The organism is Pseudomonas sp. KBW05, assembly GCF_003852405.1.
Classification (GTDB): Bacteria; Pseudomonadota; Gammaproteobacteria; order Pseudomonadales; family Pseudomonadaceae; genus Aquipseudomonas.
Genome location: NZ_QAJM01000016.1, coordinates 47,503 through 62,588, shown reverse-complemented (window position 1 = coordinate 62,588; position 15,086 = coordinate 47,503). Strand labels below are relative to the sequence as shown.

Below are 15,086 nucleotides of genomic sequence, written 5' to 3'. Positions count from 1 at the left end.
AAGGAGTCGTTCCATGAGCTACCAGCACAAGTATGTCGACGGCACCAACATCCACTTCCCGGTGGGCAAAGTGGTGTGCATCGGGCGTAACTACGCCGAACATGCCAAGGAACTGGACAACCCGGTGCCTACCGAACCGTTGCTGTTCATCAAGCCAGGCAGCTGCGTGGTGGCTTTGGAAGGCGGTTTTGCCATCCCTACCGAGCGCGGTTCGGTGCACTACGAAGCGGAAATCGCGGTACTGATCGGCAAGCCGTTGTCGACCAAGCCGAGCCGTGAAGAAGTGCTGGATGCCATCTCCGGCTTCGCCCCGGCGCTGGACCTGACCCTGCGTGACAAGCAAGCCGAGCTGAAAGCCAAGGGCCTGCCGTGGGAAGTCGCCAAGTCCTTTGATGGCGCGGCGGTGATCGCACCGTTCGTGGTCAGCAGCACCTTCCCGGACGTCACCGACATCGGCATTCGCCTGACCATCAATGGCGAAGTGCGCCAGGACGGCAACAGCGCGATCATGCTCAACCCGATCGTGCCGATGATCCAGTACATGGCCGGCTGCTTCTCGCTGCAAGCGGGCGACGTGATCCTCACCGGCACCCCGGTCGGCGTGGGCCCGCTGAATGTGGGCGATGAGCTGGTGCTGGAGTTGTCGGGTGTGAATCGCTTCGAAAGCGTGGTTCGCTGACCCAAGACCGGTGAGGTCAAAATGTGGGAGCGGGCTTGTGTGGGAGCGGGCTCGCTCCCACATGGATTCTCTGTGTATCGGTAATCTCCAGTTCTTTGCATTTTTTTCACACCCCATCCGGATAATCCTCAGCCTCTTGCGCGCGGGCTTCCTGATCCTGTGCTATCACCTAACGCTGACTTTCCGGAATAAGCGCCCCATGGCCGTCACCCTGCCCAGCAGTACCTCCAAGCCGCGTTCCCGCTTTGCCCTGCGCTGGTATTCCTGGCTGCTATTGGTGGGTGTGATTTCCTACGGCGTGGCCTGGGCCATGCACTGGGACGATCGCGGTGTGCTGTGGGTGCTGGAACGCTTTGAAACCCCCGCCGAACGCCAACAGAGTGTGTGGCTGCCGGACTATCACGCGGTGATCGATGGCAAGCTGTTGCCGGGGATGGAGAAGGATGAAGCGTCGGACGTCTCTTACAATCCGCAGACCAAAACCCTGTTTTCTGTCATGGGCAAAAACCCGTTTCTCGTCGAGTTGAGCCTGCAAGGCGACGTGCTGCGCAAAATGCCGCTGAACGGCTGGAGCAACCCGGAAGGCTTGACGGTGCTGGAAAACGGTTTGATGGCCGTGGTCGATGAGCGCGAACACAGCCTGACCATCGTCAAGCTCGATGCCAGTACCACCCAGTTGAACAAGGCCGATTTCCCGAGCTATGACCTGGGCCCGTCGAAAAACCAGAACAAAGCCTTTGAAGGCATCACCTGGGACAAGCGCAACCAGCAGATCGTGCTGGGCGAAGAGCGTCCACCGGCGCTGTTCACCTGGAAAAGCGACGGCAGCCAGACCCTGGTGGGCGACAAACAAAAGCTGACCAGCACCGAATTGGACATGCGCAACCTGTCGGCCCTGGCGGTGGACCCACGCACCGGGCACTTGCTGGTGCTGTCGGCCGATTCCCATCTGCTGCTGGAACTGGATGAAAAGGGCGAGCAAGTCAGCTTCATGACCCTGCTGGGTGGTTTCAACGGGCTCAAGGACACCATTCCACGGGCGGAAGGCGTGACCATGGACGAGGAGGGCAACCTGTACATGGTCAGTGAGCCAAACCTGTTCTATCGCTTCGAAAAGCAGAAATAGCACACTGGTTACGTCGGATAGTTCTCTAAGAACGGCGTTCGCCAGACAATAGGGCGTGTTTAAGTTTAAATTCAGACGGGCGTGATATTCATACGCCACTTTTGACTTTGAGCACGCCCGATGCGCCGACTTGTCCGCCCCAAACCCGTTCTTTTCATGCTTGTGCTGATCGCCTTGGTCAGCGCCGGGGTGGTTGCGCAACACTTTCGCCTGTTCGAGCGCGCCTGGTTCAACCTCCAGGCGTTGCGCCAGCCTGTCGGTGAGGCCTCCATTGGCCTGGCCGACTACCGCGTAGTCCTTGAAGCCCAGGTCATCGAAGGCCTTGATAGCGACGTGTCGGCCTTGACCTTCGACCCGGTGCGCAAAAGCCTGTTTACCGTCACCAATAAAAACCCCGAGCTGATCGAGCTGTCACTGGACGGCAAGATCCTGCGGCGCATTGCCCTGGTGGGCTTTGGCGATGCCGAGGCGGTCGAGTTCATCAGCGAAGGCATCTATGTGATCAGCGATGAGCGCGAGCAGCGGCTGATCAAGGTGCGCGTGGACGACGATACCCAATTCCTCGATGCTGCGGATGCGGAACAGATGACCTTGGGCTTGCATGTCGGCAGCAACAAGGGCTTTGAAGGCCTGGCCTATGACTCGGTGGGCAAGCGCCTGTTCGTGGCCAAGGAGCGCGACCCGATGCTGATCTATGAGATCCATGGGTTCCCCCATTTCAAACCGGAAAAAACCTACTCGGTGCACGTGGTCAACAACCCCAAGCGGGATGCCGGGTTGTTTGTGCGTGACCTGTCGAGCTTGCAATACGATGAGCGCAGCGGCCATCTGCTGGCGCTGTCGGATGAGTCGTTCCTGGTGTTGGAACTGGATATCGATGGTCGCCCGTTGAGCAGTTTGTCGCTGCTCAACGGGCGCCATGGCCTGAAAAAACGCGTGCCTCAGGCCGAAGGGATCGCCATGGACGATGACGGTACGTTGTACCTGACCAGTGAGCCGAACCTGTTCTACGTGTTCAAGAAGCCCTGATCAGAACATCCATTGCACACCCAGCGAGTAGCCGGTCTGGCTGCCTTCGCTGTGGCCCAGGCGGCCGTTGACCTCGGCAAATACCCCCAGCTGCGGGGTGATCGCCAATTGGCTGCCGACTTGCGCGCGACCAAAGCTCTTATCGGCTGAGCCCAGCTTGGCGGTGCGCGCCTGGCCGTCGGCGCGGGCGGTCAGTTGCAGGTCGTCCAGGCGGCCGTCGCCCAGTTCCTTGACCCAGGCGATGTCGCCGTAAGGCATCAGGTTGAGGCCGTAGGGCAGGGCGACAGCGCCACGCACGCGCCAGCCGAGGCTGGCTTCCAGGGAATCGAAAGACTGTTCTTCGTACGTCAGGGCCGTGCGCAGGTCCTGCTTTTCGCGGAATTTATCGATACGCGAGTGGCTGTAGTCCAGGCCCGCAAAAGGCCCGCTCTTGATGGCGCCGAAGTCAAAGTCGTAGCCGCCCAGCACGCGCGCACCCAGGGTCAGGGCGTCGGTGTTGCTGGTCAGTTGCTGGTTGAGCAGGACCGGTCCGCCATTCGCCTGGATCAGCAGGTTGCGCTTGGACTCGAAGCGGCTGTGGCCGATGCTCAGGTCGCCGGCCAGCCAGCTTGGCCCGCCATCGTTGAGCAGGGCATAGGCCGCCGCTTGCCAGGTGTCGCTGTCCAGCTTGCCACGGTGTTCCAGCTTGTCGCTGCCGTTGAGGTAGCTGAGGCTGGCGCCGATGTTCAGGCTCGGGGTGAGCTGATAGTCGCCCAGCGCATGCAAGCCCACGCGTCGCGCTTCGGGGTTGGGGGCCGTGTCGAAGCCGCTGTCCGGGTTGTATTCGCCATCCACGCCGATCTCGCCATCAAAGCTGCCAACCTCGCGGCTGGCCGACTGCAAGGTCAGCCAGCGCCGGTCATGCAGGCGCACCATGGCTTGGTGCTGGCGTTGCAGGTTGTCCTGCATATTGCGCGCAACAGCGCCGCCTGAGGCGGTGGAGGCCATCAGGTCGGCGTTGGTCAATTCCAGCACCAGGCGGCTGAGCAGGCGCGAATAGTCGCGCAGGCGCTGGTCGATGCGCGCCTGGCCGAAAGCGTCGGTGAGCACGGCCTTGTTGTCTTCGGCGGGATCGTGCCAGGTCGAGCCCCCGGGGATCTTCGGGTTGTCGGTCTGGGTGTAGCCGTCGAGGTCGCCGAGTTCCCAGTTGGTGGCTTCTATATACAGGATCGGGATGTTCAGCGGCTCGAAGGGCTCGCCATCGCTGCAGCAGCCGGTGCCTATCGGGTATTGCGGGTCCAGGCCGGGGTTGGTGAACAGCGGGATGTTCAACTCCTTGGCGATCTGGAAGGTGTGCTCGCGCAACGACGCCAAGGCCGGGTTGGCGGTGCTGTTCTGGCCAGCATGGGCGTACATCATGTCGCCGGTGATCAGGCTGTCGAGATTGATCATCGCCAGCATGTTCGCGCGCTGGCTGGCGCTCAGCGAGTCGACGAAGGCCCGGGAACCACGCAGGCCTTCCTCTTCGGCGCCAAAGCCGACGATCTGCAAGCCGTTTTCCAGTTGCAGGCCGCCGAGGTTCTTCGCCACCTCGGTCAGCACGCTGGCGCCGGAGCCGTTGTCGTCCAGGCCTTGCAGGGTTGGGCGGCCGAAGAAGGTGTCGAAGTGTGCGCCAATCACCACGTACTGCGGTTTGGTGCCGGCGGCGTAGGCCACCACGTTTTGCGACGCGCGACTGCCGTTGTTCCAGGTGAAGTCCTGGCGGCTGATGCTGTAGGCCGTGCCCATCTGGTTCTGCATCCAATCGGCGGCACCGGCGAAGTTGGCTGTGCCGCGATAACGGCCGGGGTAGTCGTTGATCAGTTTTTCCAGGGTGGTGTTGGCGTGTTCGCCGTAGTCGTAGGCCAGGAGGTGGGTCGGCAGTAGGGCGCAGGCCGCGCTGATAGCAAGGGCTAGGGGCTTTATCACAAGGTCTTCCTTGAGGTGATGGGGATTTTCAAGCCGAGACCCTTTGCACAATGTGCGCCTCATTCCCTGGGCGATTGTGATTTGGCGCATTGTTAAACGGGGGAGTCGCCTGGCTGTAATTTGTAACGGATTTGATACCAGCGGCGGTGTTGAGTGTCGTGACTTGGCGCACGATTTTGGCGAGGGGTGCTGCGAAAAGTAGCGTTTTTGTTACACAGAACTTTTGGACAATGGAAATAAATGTGGGAGCTGGTCAGCTCCCACATTCACAGCAAGGGGTTAAGCCTTATGCCTTGAGGGTTTTCACACCTTCAGCGGTGCCCAGCAGTAGTACATCCGCCGGACGCGCAGCGAACAAACCGTTGGTGACCACGCCGACGATGGCATTGATCTGGGTTTCCAGCTCCACCGGGTTGGTGATCTGCATGTTGAACACGTCGAGAATGATGTTGCCGTTATCGGTCAACACGCCCTCGCGGTATACCGGGTCGCCGCCCAGTTTCACCAGCTCGCGGGCCACGTGGCTGCGGGCCATCGGGATCACTTCCACCGGCAGCGGGAACGCGCCGAGTACCGGCACCAGCTTGCTGGCGTCGGCGATGCAGATAAAGGTCTTGGCCACGGCCGCGACGATCTTCTCGCGGGTCAGGGCCGCGCCGCCGCCTTTGATGAGGTTCAGGTGCGCGTCGCTTTCATCGGCGCCGTCGACGTAGAACTCCAGGTCGCTCACGGTGTTGAGCTCATACACCGGAATGCCATGGCCTTTGAGGCGCGCGGCGGTGGCTTCGGAGCTGGCCACGGCGCCGTCGAATGCGCCCTTGTGCTGGGCCAGTGCATCGATGAAGCAGTTGGCGGTGGAGCCGGTGCCGACGCCGACGATGCTTTTGTCGTCGAGTTTGGGAAGGATTAAATCGACGGCGGCCTGGGCCACTGCCTGTTTGAGTTGATCCTGGGTCATGCGGGCTCCGGAACGGGCGGGGAGTTATCGAGGGGCGCGAGTATAACCCAACAAAACCTCGGGATTCGTGTGGTCGCCCGGCCAAAAGCCGGGTTAGACTCCTTGGCCCTGCCAAACCGTGAAAGTAGAAGCCCGCCGATGCTTGAACAGTACGTCAAAAAGATCCTCACCTCGCGCGTTTACGACGTTGCCGTAGAAACCCCCTTGCAGACCGCGCGCCAGCTCTCCGAGCGGCTGGGCAATACGGTCTGGCTCAAGCGCGAAGACTTGCAGCCGGTGTTCTCGTTCAAGATTCGCGGCGCCTATAACAAGCTGACCCAGCTCACTGCTGAAGAGCGTGCGCGCGGCGTGGTCACGGCCTCGGCGGGCAACCACGCCCAGGGCCTGGCCCTGGCGGCCAAGGTGCTGGGGGTGAAAGCCACCATCGTGATGCCCAAGACCACCCCGGAGATCAAGGTCGAAGGCGTGCGTTCCCGTGGCGGCAAAGTGGTGCTGCATGGCGATTCCTTCCCGGAAGCCCTGGCCTACTCGCTGAAACTGGTCGACGAAAAAGGCTACGTCTACATTCATCCCTACGATGATCCGCACACCATTGCCGGGCAGGGCACCGTGGCGATGGAAATCCTGCGCCAGCATCCGGGGCCTTTGGACGCGATTTTTGTCCCGGTGGGCGGCGGCGGGCTGATCGCCGGGATTGCGGCGTACGTGAAATACCTGCGCCCGGAGATCAAGATCATCGGCGTCGAGCCGGACGACTCCAACTGCCTGCAAGCCGCCATGGCGGCGGGTGAGCGCGTGGTGCTGCCGACGGTGGGGATCTTTGCCGACGGCGTGGCGGTGGCGCAGATCGGCCAGCACACGTTTGATATCTGCAAAGACTATGTCGACGAAGTGATCACCGTGAGCACCGATGAAATCTGTGCGGCGATCAAGGACATCTACGACGACACCCGTTCCATCACCGAGCCTGCGGGCGCGCTGGGCGTGGCGGGCATCAAGAAATACGTGGAAACCCGTGGCGTCACCGGGCAGACCCTGGTGGCCATCGACTCCGGCGCCAACGTCAACTTCGACCGCCTGCGCCATGTGGCCGAGCGCGCCGAGCTGGGTGAAGGCCGCGAAGCGATCATCGCCGTGACCATTCCCGAGAAGCCGGGCAGCTTCAAGGCGTTCTGCGAGGCCGTGGGCAAGCGCCAGATCACCGAATTCAACTACCGCTTCCACTCCGGCAGCGAGGCGCACATCTTTGTTGGCGTGCAGACCCACCCCGACACCGACCCCCGCAGCGCGCTGATCGCCAGCCTGACCGGCCAGGGTTTTCCGGTGCTGGACCTGACCGAGAACGAACTGGCCAAGCTGCACATCCGCCATATGGTTGGCGGCCATGCGGCGCACGTCAGCAATGAAGTGGTGTTTCGCTTTGAGTTCCCGGAGCGTCCGGGAGCCTTGTTCAACTTTCTTAACAAATTAGGCGGGCGCTGGAACATCTCGATGTTCCACTATCGCAACCACGGCGCAGCTGACGGCCGTGTGGTCGCTGGCCTACAAGTGCCGGCGAACGAGCGTCACTTGGTACCGGCAGCCCTCGAAGCCATCGGCTACCCGTACTGGGATGAAAGCGATAACCCGGCCTACAAACTGTTCCTCGGTTGAGCGACTACGCTGATTGGGGCGGCCTTTAAGGAATACGAGAGATGGAAACCCTGATCACCCTGAAAGTTATCCACATTGCGGCGACGGTGTTGCTGCTGCTCAGCGGCCTGGGCCTGGCGCTGCTGGCCTGGCGCAAACGCAGCGCCGGCCCGGCGGTCACCGTGCAGCGCCCGTGGGTGTTTGTGTGGTTGTTGATGGGGATTTGCGTGGTCAGCATGCCGTTTACCGGCTGGTGGCTGGTGCATTTGGTTGGCTGGCCGCTGGGGCAGACGTGGATCCTGGGTTCCAGCATTCTCTACACTGTGGCGGCGCTGGCGTGGTTCTGGCTGGTGGCGCGGCTTAACCGCCTGCGTAAAGGCGAGGGCGGTAGCCTGAATTTCACCCTGGTGCTGGCGGTGGTCAGCCTGGTGGGGTTTGTGGCGATTGCGGGGCTCATGGGCGCCAAGCCGGTTTAGGGCTCAAGACCGAGTCGTCTGCATTCGCGAGCAAGCCCGCTCCCACACTCGACCGAGTTCCAACATGAGAAGGCGGTCAAAATGTGGGAGCGGGCTTGCTCGCGAAGGGGCCATCAGCTGCGCAATGTAACCACCGGCCACCCACGCTTCTCAGCCTCAGCCCGCAAATTCGGGTCCGGATCCACCGCCACCGCATGCGTCACCTGCTCCAACAGCGGCAGGTCATTCATCGAATCGCTATAGAAATAGCTGTCTTCCAGGCTGAACCCAGTCTCTTCCAACCAACGATTCAAACGCGTCACCTTGCCCTCACGGAAGCACGGCACATCCGTGCTGCGCCCGGTATAGCGGCCGTTTTCCATCTCGCATTCGGTAGCAATCAGGTTTTCCACGCCCAGGCGTGCGGCAATCGGCGCGGTGACGAAACGGTTGGTGGCGGTGATGATCACCAGCGTGTCACCGGCAGCGCGGTGCTTGGCCAGCAATTCCACGGCCTTTGGCAGCATCAGCGGTTCGATGCAGTCGCGCATGAAGTCACGATGCCACTCGTCGAGTTGGGCCATCTCGGTGCGGCCGAGGATTTCCAGACTGAAGTTCAGATAAGCGGCGTTGTCCAGCTTGCCGGCCAGGTAATCCTGGTAGAACTCGTCGTTGCGGGCCTTGTAGGCGATGGGGTCGAGAATCCCGCGTTCACAGAGGTAATCGCCCCACGCGTGATCGCTGTCACCGCCGAGAAGGGTGTTGTCCAAGTCGAATAAAGCCAGGCGCATTGCAGTTACTCGCTGAAAAGTCTGTAAAAAGGCGTCCAGAATACGGTCTTTTCACAAGAGTGCACATAAGGTAAGAAGCCTCGTTGCCGCTGCAACAACCTTTGTGGAACAATGCGGCGACATGCGTTTGCGAGGTTGTTGCCGTGATCGACCCCGATGGTTTCCGTCCTAATGTCGGGATTATTCTTACGAATGATGCCGGACAGGTGCTATGGGCTCGCCGAATCAACCAAGATGCCTGGCAGTTTCCTCAAGGTGGGATCAACCCCGACGAAACCCCTGAAGACGCCTTGTACCGTGAGTTGAACGAAGAAGTCGGCCTTGAGCGCGAAGATGTACAGATTCTGGCCTGTACCCGTGGCTGGTTGCGTTATCGTTTACCGCAACGCCTGGTGCGTACCCACAGCCAACCGCTGTGTATCGGCCAGAAGCAGAAATGGTTTCTCCTGCGCCTGATCTCCAACGAGCAGCGGGTGCGGATGGATTTGACCGGTAAACCGGAGTTCGATGGCTGGCGCTGGGTCAGCTATTGGTACCCGTTGGGCCAGGTGGTGACATTCAAGCGCGAGGTTTACCGTCGCGCTCTCAAAGAGCTTGCCCCGCGCCTTTTAGCGCGCGACTGACGACGGAGTTCGACCCCGAGCCATGCTCAATACGCTGCGCAAGATCGTCCAGGAAGTTAACTCCGCCAAGGATCTCAAGGCGGCGTTGGGGATTATTGTGTTGCGCGTCAAGGAAGCCATGGGCAGCCAGGTCTGCTCGGTTTACCTGCTGGACCCCGAGACCAACCGTTTTGTGCTGATGGCCACCGAGGGCTTGAACAAGCGCTCCATCGGCAAGGTCAGCATGGCGCCCAATGAAGGTCTGGTGGGCTTGGTGGGGACGCGTGAAGAACCCCTGAACCTTGAAAACGCGGCCGATCACCCGCGTTACCGCTACTTTGCCGAAACCGGTGAAGAGCGTTACGCCTCGTTCCTCGGTGCGCCGATCATTCACCACCGCCGCGTTGTCGGCGTGTTGGTCATCCAGCAGAAAGAACGCCGCCAGTTCGACGAAGGTGAAGAAGCCTTCCTCGTGACCATGAGCGCGCAGCTCGCCGGCGTAATCGCCCACGCCGAGGCCACCGGCTCGATTCGCGGCCTGGGGCGCGAGGGCAAGGGCATCCAGGAAGCCAAGTTCGTCGGCGTACCCGGTTCGCCGGGCGCTGCGGTCGGTACGGCGGTGGTCATGTTGCCGCCAGCAGACCTGGATGTGGTGCCGGACAAGACCGTCAAAGACATCGACGCCGAAATCAAACTGTTCAAGACCGCCCTGGAAGGCGTGCGCGCCGACATGCGCAACCTGTCGAACAAGCTGGCCACCCAGCTGCGCCCCGAAGAGCGCGCGCTGTTCGACGTGTACCAGATGATGCTCGACGACGCGTCCCTGGGTAACGAAGTCAAGACCGTGATCAAGACCGGCCAGTGGGCCCAGGGCGCGCTGCGCCAAGTGGTCAGCGATCACGTCACCCGCTTCGAAATGATGGACGACGACTACCTGCGCGAGCGCGCCTCGGATGTGCGCGACCTGGGTCGCCGTCTGCTGGCCTACTTGCAGGAAGACCGCTCTACCAACATGGTCTTCCCCGACAACACCATCCTGGTCAGTGAAGAACTGACGGCCACCCAGCTGGGCGAAGTGCCGGAAGGCAAGCTGGTGGGCCTGGTCTCCGTATTGGGTTCGGGCAACTCCCACGTTGCGATCCTGGCTCGGGCCATGGGTATCCCGACGGTGATGGGCCTGGTGGACCTGCCGTACGCCAAGGTCGACGGCATCGACATGATCGTCGATGGCCATCGCGGCGAAGTGTTTACCAACCCCAGCGACGTGCTGCGCAAGCAATACGCCGAAGTGGTGGAAGAAGAGAAACAACTGGCGCTGGGCCTCGATTCCTTGCGCGAACTGCCATGCGTGACCACCGACGGCCATCGCGTACCGCTGCTGGTCAACACCGGCCTGCTGGCCGATGTGGCCCGCGCGCAACAGCGTGGCGCTGAAGGGGTGGGGCTGTACCGCACCGAAGTGCCGTTCATGATCAACCAGCGTTTCCCGAGCGAGAAGGAGCAGCTGGCGATTTATCGCGAGCAACTGCAGGCCTTCCACCCGTTACCGGTGACCATGCGCAGCCTGGATATCGGCGGCGACAAGTCACTGTCGTATTTCCCGATCAAGGAAGACAACCCCTTCCTCGGCTGGCGCGGTATCCGCGTGACCCTCGACCACCCTGAAATTTTCCTCGTCCAAACCCGCGCCATGCTCAAGGCCAGCGAAGGCCTGAACAACCTGCGCATCCTGCTGCCGATGATCTCCGGCACCCATGAGCTGGAGGAGGCGCTGCACCTCATTCACCGCGCCTGGGGCGAAGTACGCGACGAAGGCGCCGACGTACCGATGCCGCCGATTGGCGTGATGATCGAAATTCCGGCAGCGGTGTACCAGGCCAAGGAATTGGCGCGCCAGGTGGACTTCCTCTCGGTGGGCTCCAACGACCTGACCCAATACCTGCTGGCCGTGGACCGTAACAACCCACGGGTGGCCGATCTCTATGACTACCTGCACCCGGCGGTGCTGCAAGCCTTGCAACACGTGGTGCGCGACGCCCATGCCGAAGGCAAGCCGGTAAGCATCTGCGGTGAGATGGCCGGCGATCCGGCGGCAGCGGTGCTGTTGATGGCGATGGGCTTTGACAGCCTGTCGATGAACGCCACCAACTTGCCAAAGGTGAAGTGGATGCTGCGCCAGGTTGACCTGGGCATGGCCAAGGACCTGCTGGCGGAGTTGATGACCATTGATAACCCGCAAGTTATCCACAGCTCGTTGCAATTGGCGCTGAAGAACCTGGGGCTGACGCGGATGATCAACCCGGCCTCGGCCAAAACCCTCTAGACCGAGGCGCGGCCATCGCAGGCAAGCCAGCTCCCACATTTGGAATGCATTCCCCTGTGGGAGCTGGCTTGTCGGGTCGCCGCATCGCTGCGATAGCGCCAGCCCAAACACCGCTAAATCTCCAGTTCTACCTCACCCAGCCGCCCCCCATGAGGCCCAAAACTGCGTTCCACCATCCTTCGCGTCCCATCCGCATTCACAATCAACGCCGTACTCGCCCGCGTCCCATAACTGGGGCTGGCAATAAACACGCTGGATAACAGACTCTCCGTCGCCAACCCCACCCCGGTATCCGGCAAATCGGCAAACGGCGCTGTCAGCGGATCACTCAAAATCTCCAGCAACGCCTCCGGCTGCGGGTCATCCAGCACCGCACTCAACGCCGCCTTGGCCTTGAGCAACTTGGGCCACGGCGTATCCAGCCCGGCGTTGGATAACCCATACACGCCGGCCTGCAAGCGCGTCGGCTCGGTGTGATTGGCGTTGTAATGCCACAACTCATCCGGCGTACCTACCAACAGGTTAAACCCGGCATATTCAATCGAACGGCCGTTAACGTCGGCTAAATAGTCGTCAATCGGCAGGGTTCCATTGAGAAAACGCGCCACCAGTTCCCCGCGGGACTTGCGGGCTGGCGGCTGGTGCGGGTCGCGGATGTTGGTCAGGGCGGCAAAGCGCCCATCGGCATTCACCCCCAGCCAGGTACCGCCGGCTTCCTGATCACGCCCGGCGTAGACCTCGGGCGCATCCGGCCACTGGGCCAGCGGCAGGCTGGGGCGGGCGTAGAACTCATCACGGTTGGCCGCGACGATCAGCGGTTGGGCATGCCCTGGCCGCCAGGCGAAAACAATCAGGCACATCAGGCGATCCCTTTTGTGTTTTTTGCCACTCTACGCACTCAAGCGCAGGCGTTCCATCGTCACCAGTTGGGTCGCATGCCTTCCATCCGTTAACATGCCGGACTTGTTTGGGGGGCTCCCATGGAATTTTTGCTGTATTTGGCGCTGGGCGCCTGTGCAGGCGTACTCGCCGGGCTGTTTGGCGTGGGCGGCGGCATCATCATCGTGCCGGTGCTGGTGTTCAGCTTCACCTTGCAGGGCTTCGACCCGCAGGTGCTGACCCACCTGGCCGTGGGCACGTCCCTGGCGACCATCATCTTTACCTCGATCAACGCCGTGCGTGAGCACCACCGGCGTGGCGCGGTGCGTTGGCCGATCTTTGTGTGGATGACCGTGGGCATCCTGATCGGTGCCGGTTTCGGCGCGCTGACCGCCGAGGCGATCTCCGGCCCGCACTTGCAGAAGGTTATCGGTGTGTTTGCCCTGGTGATCGCCCTGCAACTGGCCCTGGAGGTCAAGCCCAAGGCCAGCCGCACGGTGCCCGGTAAGCTCGGCTTGACCCTGGCCGGCACGGTGATCGGCTGGGCTTCGGCGATTTTCGGGATTGGCGGCGGTTCGCTGACCGTGCCGTTTTTGACCTGGCGCAGCGTGCCGATGCAACAGGCGGTGGCGACGTCCTCGGCGTGCGGCCTGCCGATCGCCTTGGCAAGTGCATTAAGTTTCATGATTCTGGGCTGGCATGACCCGCTGCTGCCCGCTCATAGTCTAGGGTTCGTGTATTTGCCGGCGCTGCTGGGCATTGCCCTGACCAGCATGGTGTTTGCCCGCTTCGGCGCGCGCCTGGCGCATAAGTTGTCGCCGCGTTTGCTCAAGCGGCTGTTCGCCGCTTTGCTGTTTTGCGTCGGTTTGAATTTTTTGCTGTAACGCAGGCTTAATCGCAGCCCGGCATGGTCCGGGCGCTATAACGAATGATTAACGAGGAGTCGCAATGCTGCCTTACCCGCAGATCGACCCGGTGGCCCTGGCCATCGGTCCGCTGAAAATCCACTGGTACGGGTTGATGTACCTGATCGGCATCGGCGGCGCCTGGCTGCTGGCCTCCCGGCGCCTGAACCGTTTCGACCCGACCTGGACCAAGGAGAAACTCTCCGACATGGTCTTCTGGCTGTCGATGGGGGTGATCGTCGGCGGGCGACTCGGTTATGTGTTGTTCTACGATCTGTCGGCGTACATCGCCAATCCGACGCTGATCTTCGAGGTTTGGAAGGGCGGCATGGCCTTCCACGGCGGGTTTATCGGCGTGATGATCGCTGCCTGGTGGTTCGGCCGTCGCAACGGCAAATCGTTCTTCCAACTGATGGACTTCGTCGCGCCGCTGGTGCCGATCGGCCTGGGCGCTGGGCGCATCGGCAACTTCATCAACGCCGAGTTGTGGGGCAAGCCGACCGACGTGCCATGGGCGATGGTGTTCCCACCGTTCAGCGACCCGGCGCAACTGCCGCGCCATCCGTCGCAGCTCTACCAGTTTGCGTTGGAAGGTGTGGCGCTGTTCCTTATCCTCTACATCTTCTCGCGCAAGCCACGCCCAACCATGGCGGTGTCGGGCATGTTCGCGTTGTTCTACGGGATCTTCCGTTTCATCGTCGAGTTCGTGCGGGTGCCGGATGCACAACTGGGCTACCTGGCGTGGGGCTGGGTGACCATGGGGCAGATCCTCAGCATTCCGATGATCCTCGCCGGCCTGGGCCTGCTGTGGTGGGCGTACAACCGTCCGCAACCGCTGAAGAACGCGACGCTTTAAATTCGAATGCCGAGGCTGTCGAGCAGCCTCGGCTTCAACGATACGGGTACTTAAATGAAGCAATATCTCGAACTACTGAACGACGTCGTGACCAATGGCCTGACCAAGGGCGACCGCACCGGCACCGGCACCAAAGCCGTGTTCGCCCGTCAGTATCGGCATAACTTGGCCGACGGCTTCCCGCTGTTGACCACCAAGAAGCTTCACTTCAAGAGCATCGCCAACGAACTGATCTGGATGTTGAGCGGCAACACCAACATCAAGTGGCTGAACGAAAACGGCGTGAAGATCTGGGACGAATGGGCCACCGAAGACGGTGACCTCGGCCCGGTGTACGGCGAGCAGTGGACCGCCTGGCCCACCAAGGACGGCGGCAAGATCAACCAGATCGACTACATGGTCGAGACGTTGAAGACCAACCCCAACAGCCGCCGCATCCTGTTCCACGGCTGGAACGTCGAGTACCTGCCCGACGAAACCAAGAGCCCCCAGGAAAACGCGCGCAACGGCAAGCAAGCCCTGCCTCCGTGCCACCTGCTGTACCAGGCCTTCGTGCACGACGGTCACCTGTCGATGCAGCTGTATATCCGCAGTTCCGACGTGTTCCTCGGCCTGCCGTACAACACCGCCGCGCTGGCGCTGCTCACCCATATGCTGGCCCAGCAGTGCGACCTGATCCCCCACGAGATCATCGTCACCACCGGCGACACCCACGCGTACAGCAACCATATGGAACAGATCCAGACCCAGCTGGCGCGTACGCCGAAAAAGCTGCCGGAGCTGGTGATCAAGCGTAAGCCTGCGTCGATCTATGAGTACAAGTTTGAAGACTTCGAGATTGTGGGGTATGACGCCGATCCGAGCATCAAGGCTGACGTCGCCATCTGATCAATGTGGGATCGAG

General features: G+C 61.4%; 14 protein-coding genes. 10 read left to right on the top strand and 4 right to left on the bottom strand.

The genetic code is table 11. The features are described 5' to 3' along the window. Nucleotides 1-13: 13 nt before the first annotated feature. The 3 genes from DBR46_RS14840 (at nucleotide 14) to DBR46_RS14830 (ending at nucleotide 2,834) form a co-directional block, all read left to right on the top strand. Nucleotides 14-679: a fumarylacetoacetate hydrolase family protein gene (locus tag DBR46_RS14840; protein WP_124526812.1), complete on the top strand. Its 666-nt coding sequence runs from the start codon at nucleotides 14-16 to the stop codon at nucleotides 677-679. 199 nt (nucleotides 680-878) lie between these two features. Next, nucleotides 879-1,805, top strand: a complete 927-nt coding sequence (locus DBR46_RS14835) for an SdiA-regulated domain-containing protein (protein ID WP_124526811.1) — start codon at nucleotides 879-881, stop codon at nucleotides 1,803-1,805. Nucleotides 1,806-1,925: 120 nt separating this feature from the next. Continuing rightward, nucleotides 1,926-2,834 carry an SdiA-regulated domain-containing protein gene (locus DBR46_RS14830; protein ID WP_124526810.1) on the top strand — a complete coding sequence of 303 codons (909 nt, stop codon included), beginning with the start codon at nucleotides 1,926-1,928 and terminating at the stop codon, nucleotides 2,832-2,834. On the opposite strand, the gene DBR46_RS14825 is transcribed toward DBR46_RS14830, so the two are convergent. Continuing rightward, nucleotides 2,835-4,781 (bottom strand): autotransporter domain-containing protein, encoded by a 1,947-nt coding sequence (locus DBR46_RS14825; RefSeq protein ID WP_124526809.1) that lies wholly within the window; start codon nucleotides 4,779-4,781, stop codon nucleotides 2,835-2,837. 286 nt (nucleotides 4,782-5,067) lie between these two features. Continuing rightward, complete coding sequence (gene rpiA, locus DBR46_RS14820) at nucleotides 5,068-5,739, bottom strand: ribose-5-phosphate isomerase RpiA (protein ID WP_017736692.1); 672 nt, start codon at nucleotides 5,737-5,739, stop codon at nucleotides 5,068-5,070. 108 nt (nucleotides 5,740-5,847) lie between these two features. Here rpiA and ilvA point away from each other — a divergent pair, with 108 nt between their 5' ends. Then, nucleotides 5,848-7,392, top strand: coding sequence for a threonine ammonia-lyase, biosynthetic (ilvA, locus tag DBR46_RS14815; RefSeq protein ID WP_256659320.1), 1,545 nt, complete (start codon nucleotides 5,848-5,850; stop codon nucleotides 7,390-7,392). Nucleotides 7,393-7,433: 41 nt separating this feature from the next. Further along, nucleotides 7,434-7,847, top strand: coding sequence for a DUF2269 family protein (locus tag DBR46_RS14810; RefSeq protein ID WP_124526807.1), 414 nt, complete (start codon nucleotides 7,434-7,436; stop codon nucleotides 7,845-7,847). A gap of 113 nt (nucleotides 7,848-7,960) precedes the next feature. Here the strand turns inward: DBR46_RS14810 and DBR46_RS14805 are convergent, their stop codons facing one another. Continuing rightward, nucleotides 7,961-8,617 (bottom strand): HAD family phosphatase, encoded by a 657-nt coding sequence (locus DBR46_RS14805; protein ID WP_124526806.1) that lies wholly within the window; start codon nucleotides 8,615-8,617, stop codon nucleotides 7,961-7,963. Between the two features lie 143 nt (nucleotides 8,618-8,760). Between DBR46_RS14805 and DBR46_RS14800 the strand changes: the two genes are divergently transcribed. Next, entirely contained in the window at nucleotides 8,761-9,240 is a 480-nt protein-coding gene (locus tag DBR46_RS14800) for an RNA pyrophosphohydrolase (RefSeq protein ID WP_003176750.1), read from the top strand. A gap of 22 nt (nucleotides 9,241-9,262) precedes the next feature. Next, nucleotides 9,263-11,542 (top strand): phosphoenolpyruvate--protein phosphotransferase, encoded by a 2,280-nt coding sequence (ptsP, locus tag DBR46_RS14795; RefSeq protein ID WP_124526805.1) that lies wholly within the window; start codon nucleotides 9,263-9,265, stop codon nucleotides 11,540-11,542. A 113-nt stretch (nucleotides 11,543-11,655) separates the two neighbouring features. Here the strand turns inward: ptsP and DBR46_RS14790 are convergent, their stop codons facing one another. Then, a complete protein-coding gene (locus tag DBR46_RS14790) occupies nucleotides 11,656-12,402 on the bottom strand; it encodes an NRDE family protein (RefSeq protein ID WP_124526804.1) in 747 nt (248 codons plus the stop codon). 120 nt (nucleotides 12,403-12,522) lie between these two features. On the opposite strand from DBR46_RS14790, the gene DBR46_RS14785 reads away from it, so the two are divergent. The 3 genes from DBR46_RS14785 (at nucleotide 12,523) to DBR46_RS14775 (ending at nucleotide 15,070) form a co-directional block, all read left to right on the top strand. Beyond that, entirely contained in the window at nucleotides 12,523-13,305 is a 783-nt protein-coding gene (locus DBR46_RS14785; protein ID WP_124526803.1) for a sulfite exporter TauE/SafE family protein, read from the top strand. Between the two features lie 64 nt (nucleotides 13,306-13,369). Then, nucleotides 13,370-14,182: a prolipoprotein diacylglyceryl transferase gene (gene lgt, locus DBR46_RS14780; RefSeq protein WP_124526802.1), complete on the top strand. Its 813-nt coding sequence runs from the start codon at nucleotides 13,370-13,372 to the stop codon at nucleotides 14,180-14,182. 54 nt (nucleotides 14,183-14,236) lie between these two features. After that, nucleotides 14,237-15,070, top strand: a complete 834-nt coding sequence (locus DBR46_RS14775; protein ID WP_124526801.1) for a thymidylate synthase — start codon at nucleotides 14,237-14,239, stop codon at nucleotides 15,068-15,070. Nucleotides 15,071-15,086: the final 16 nt, after the last annotated feature.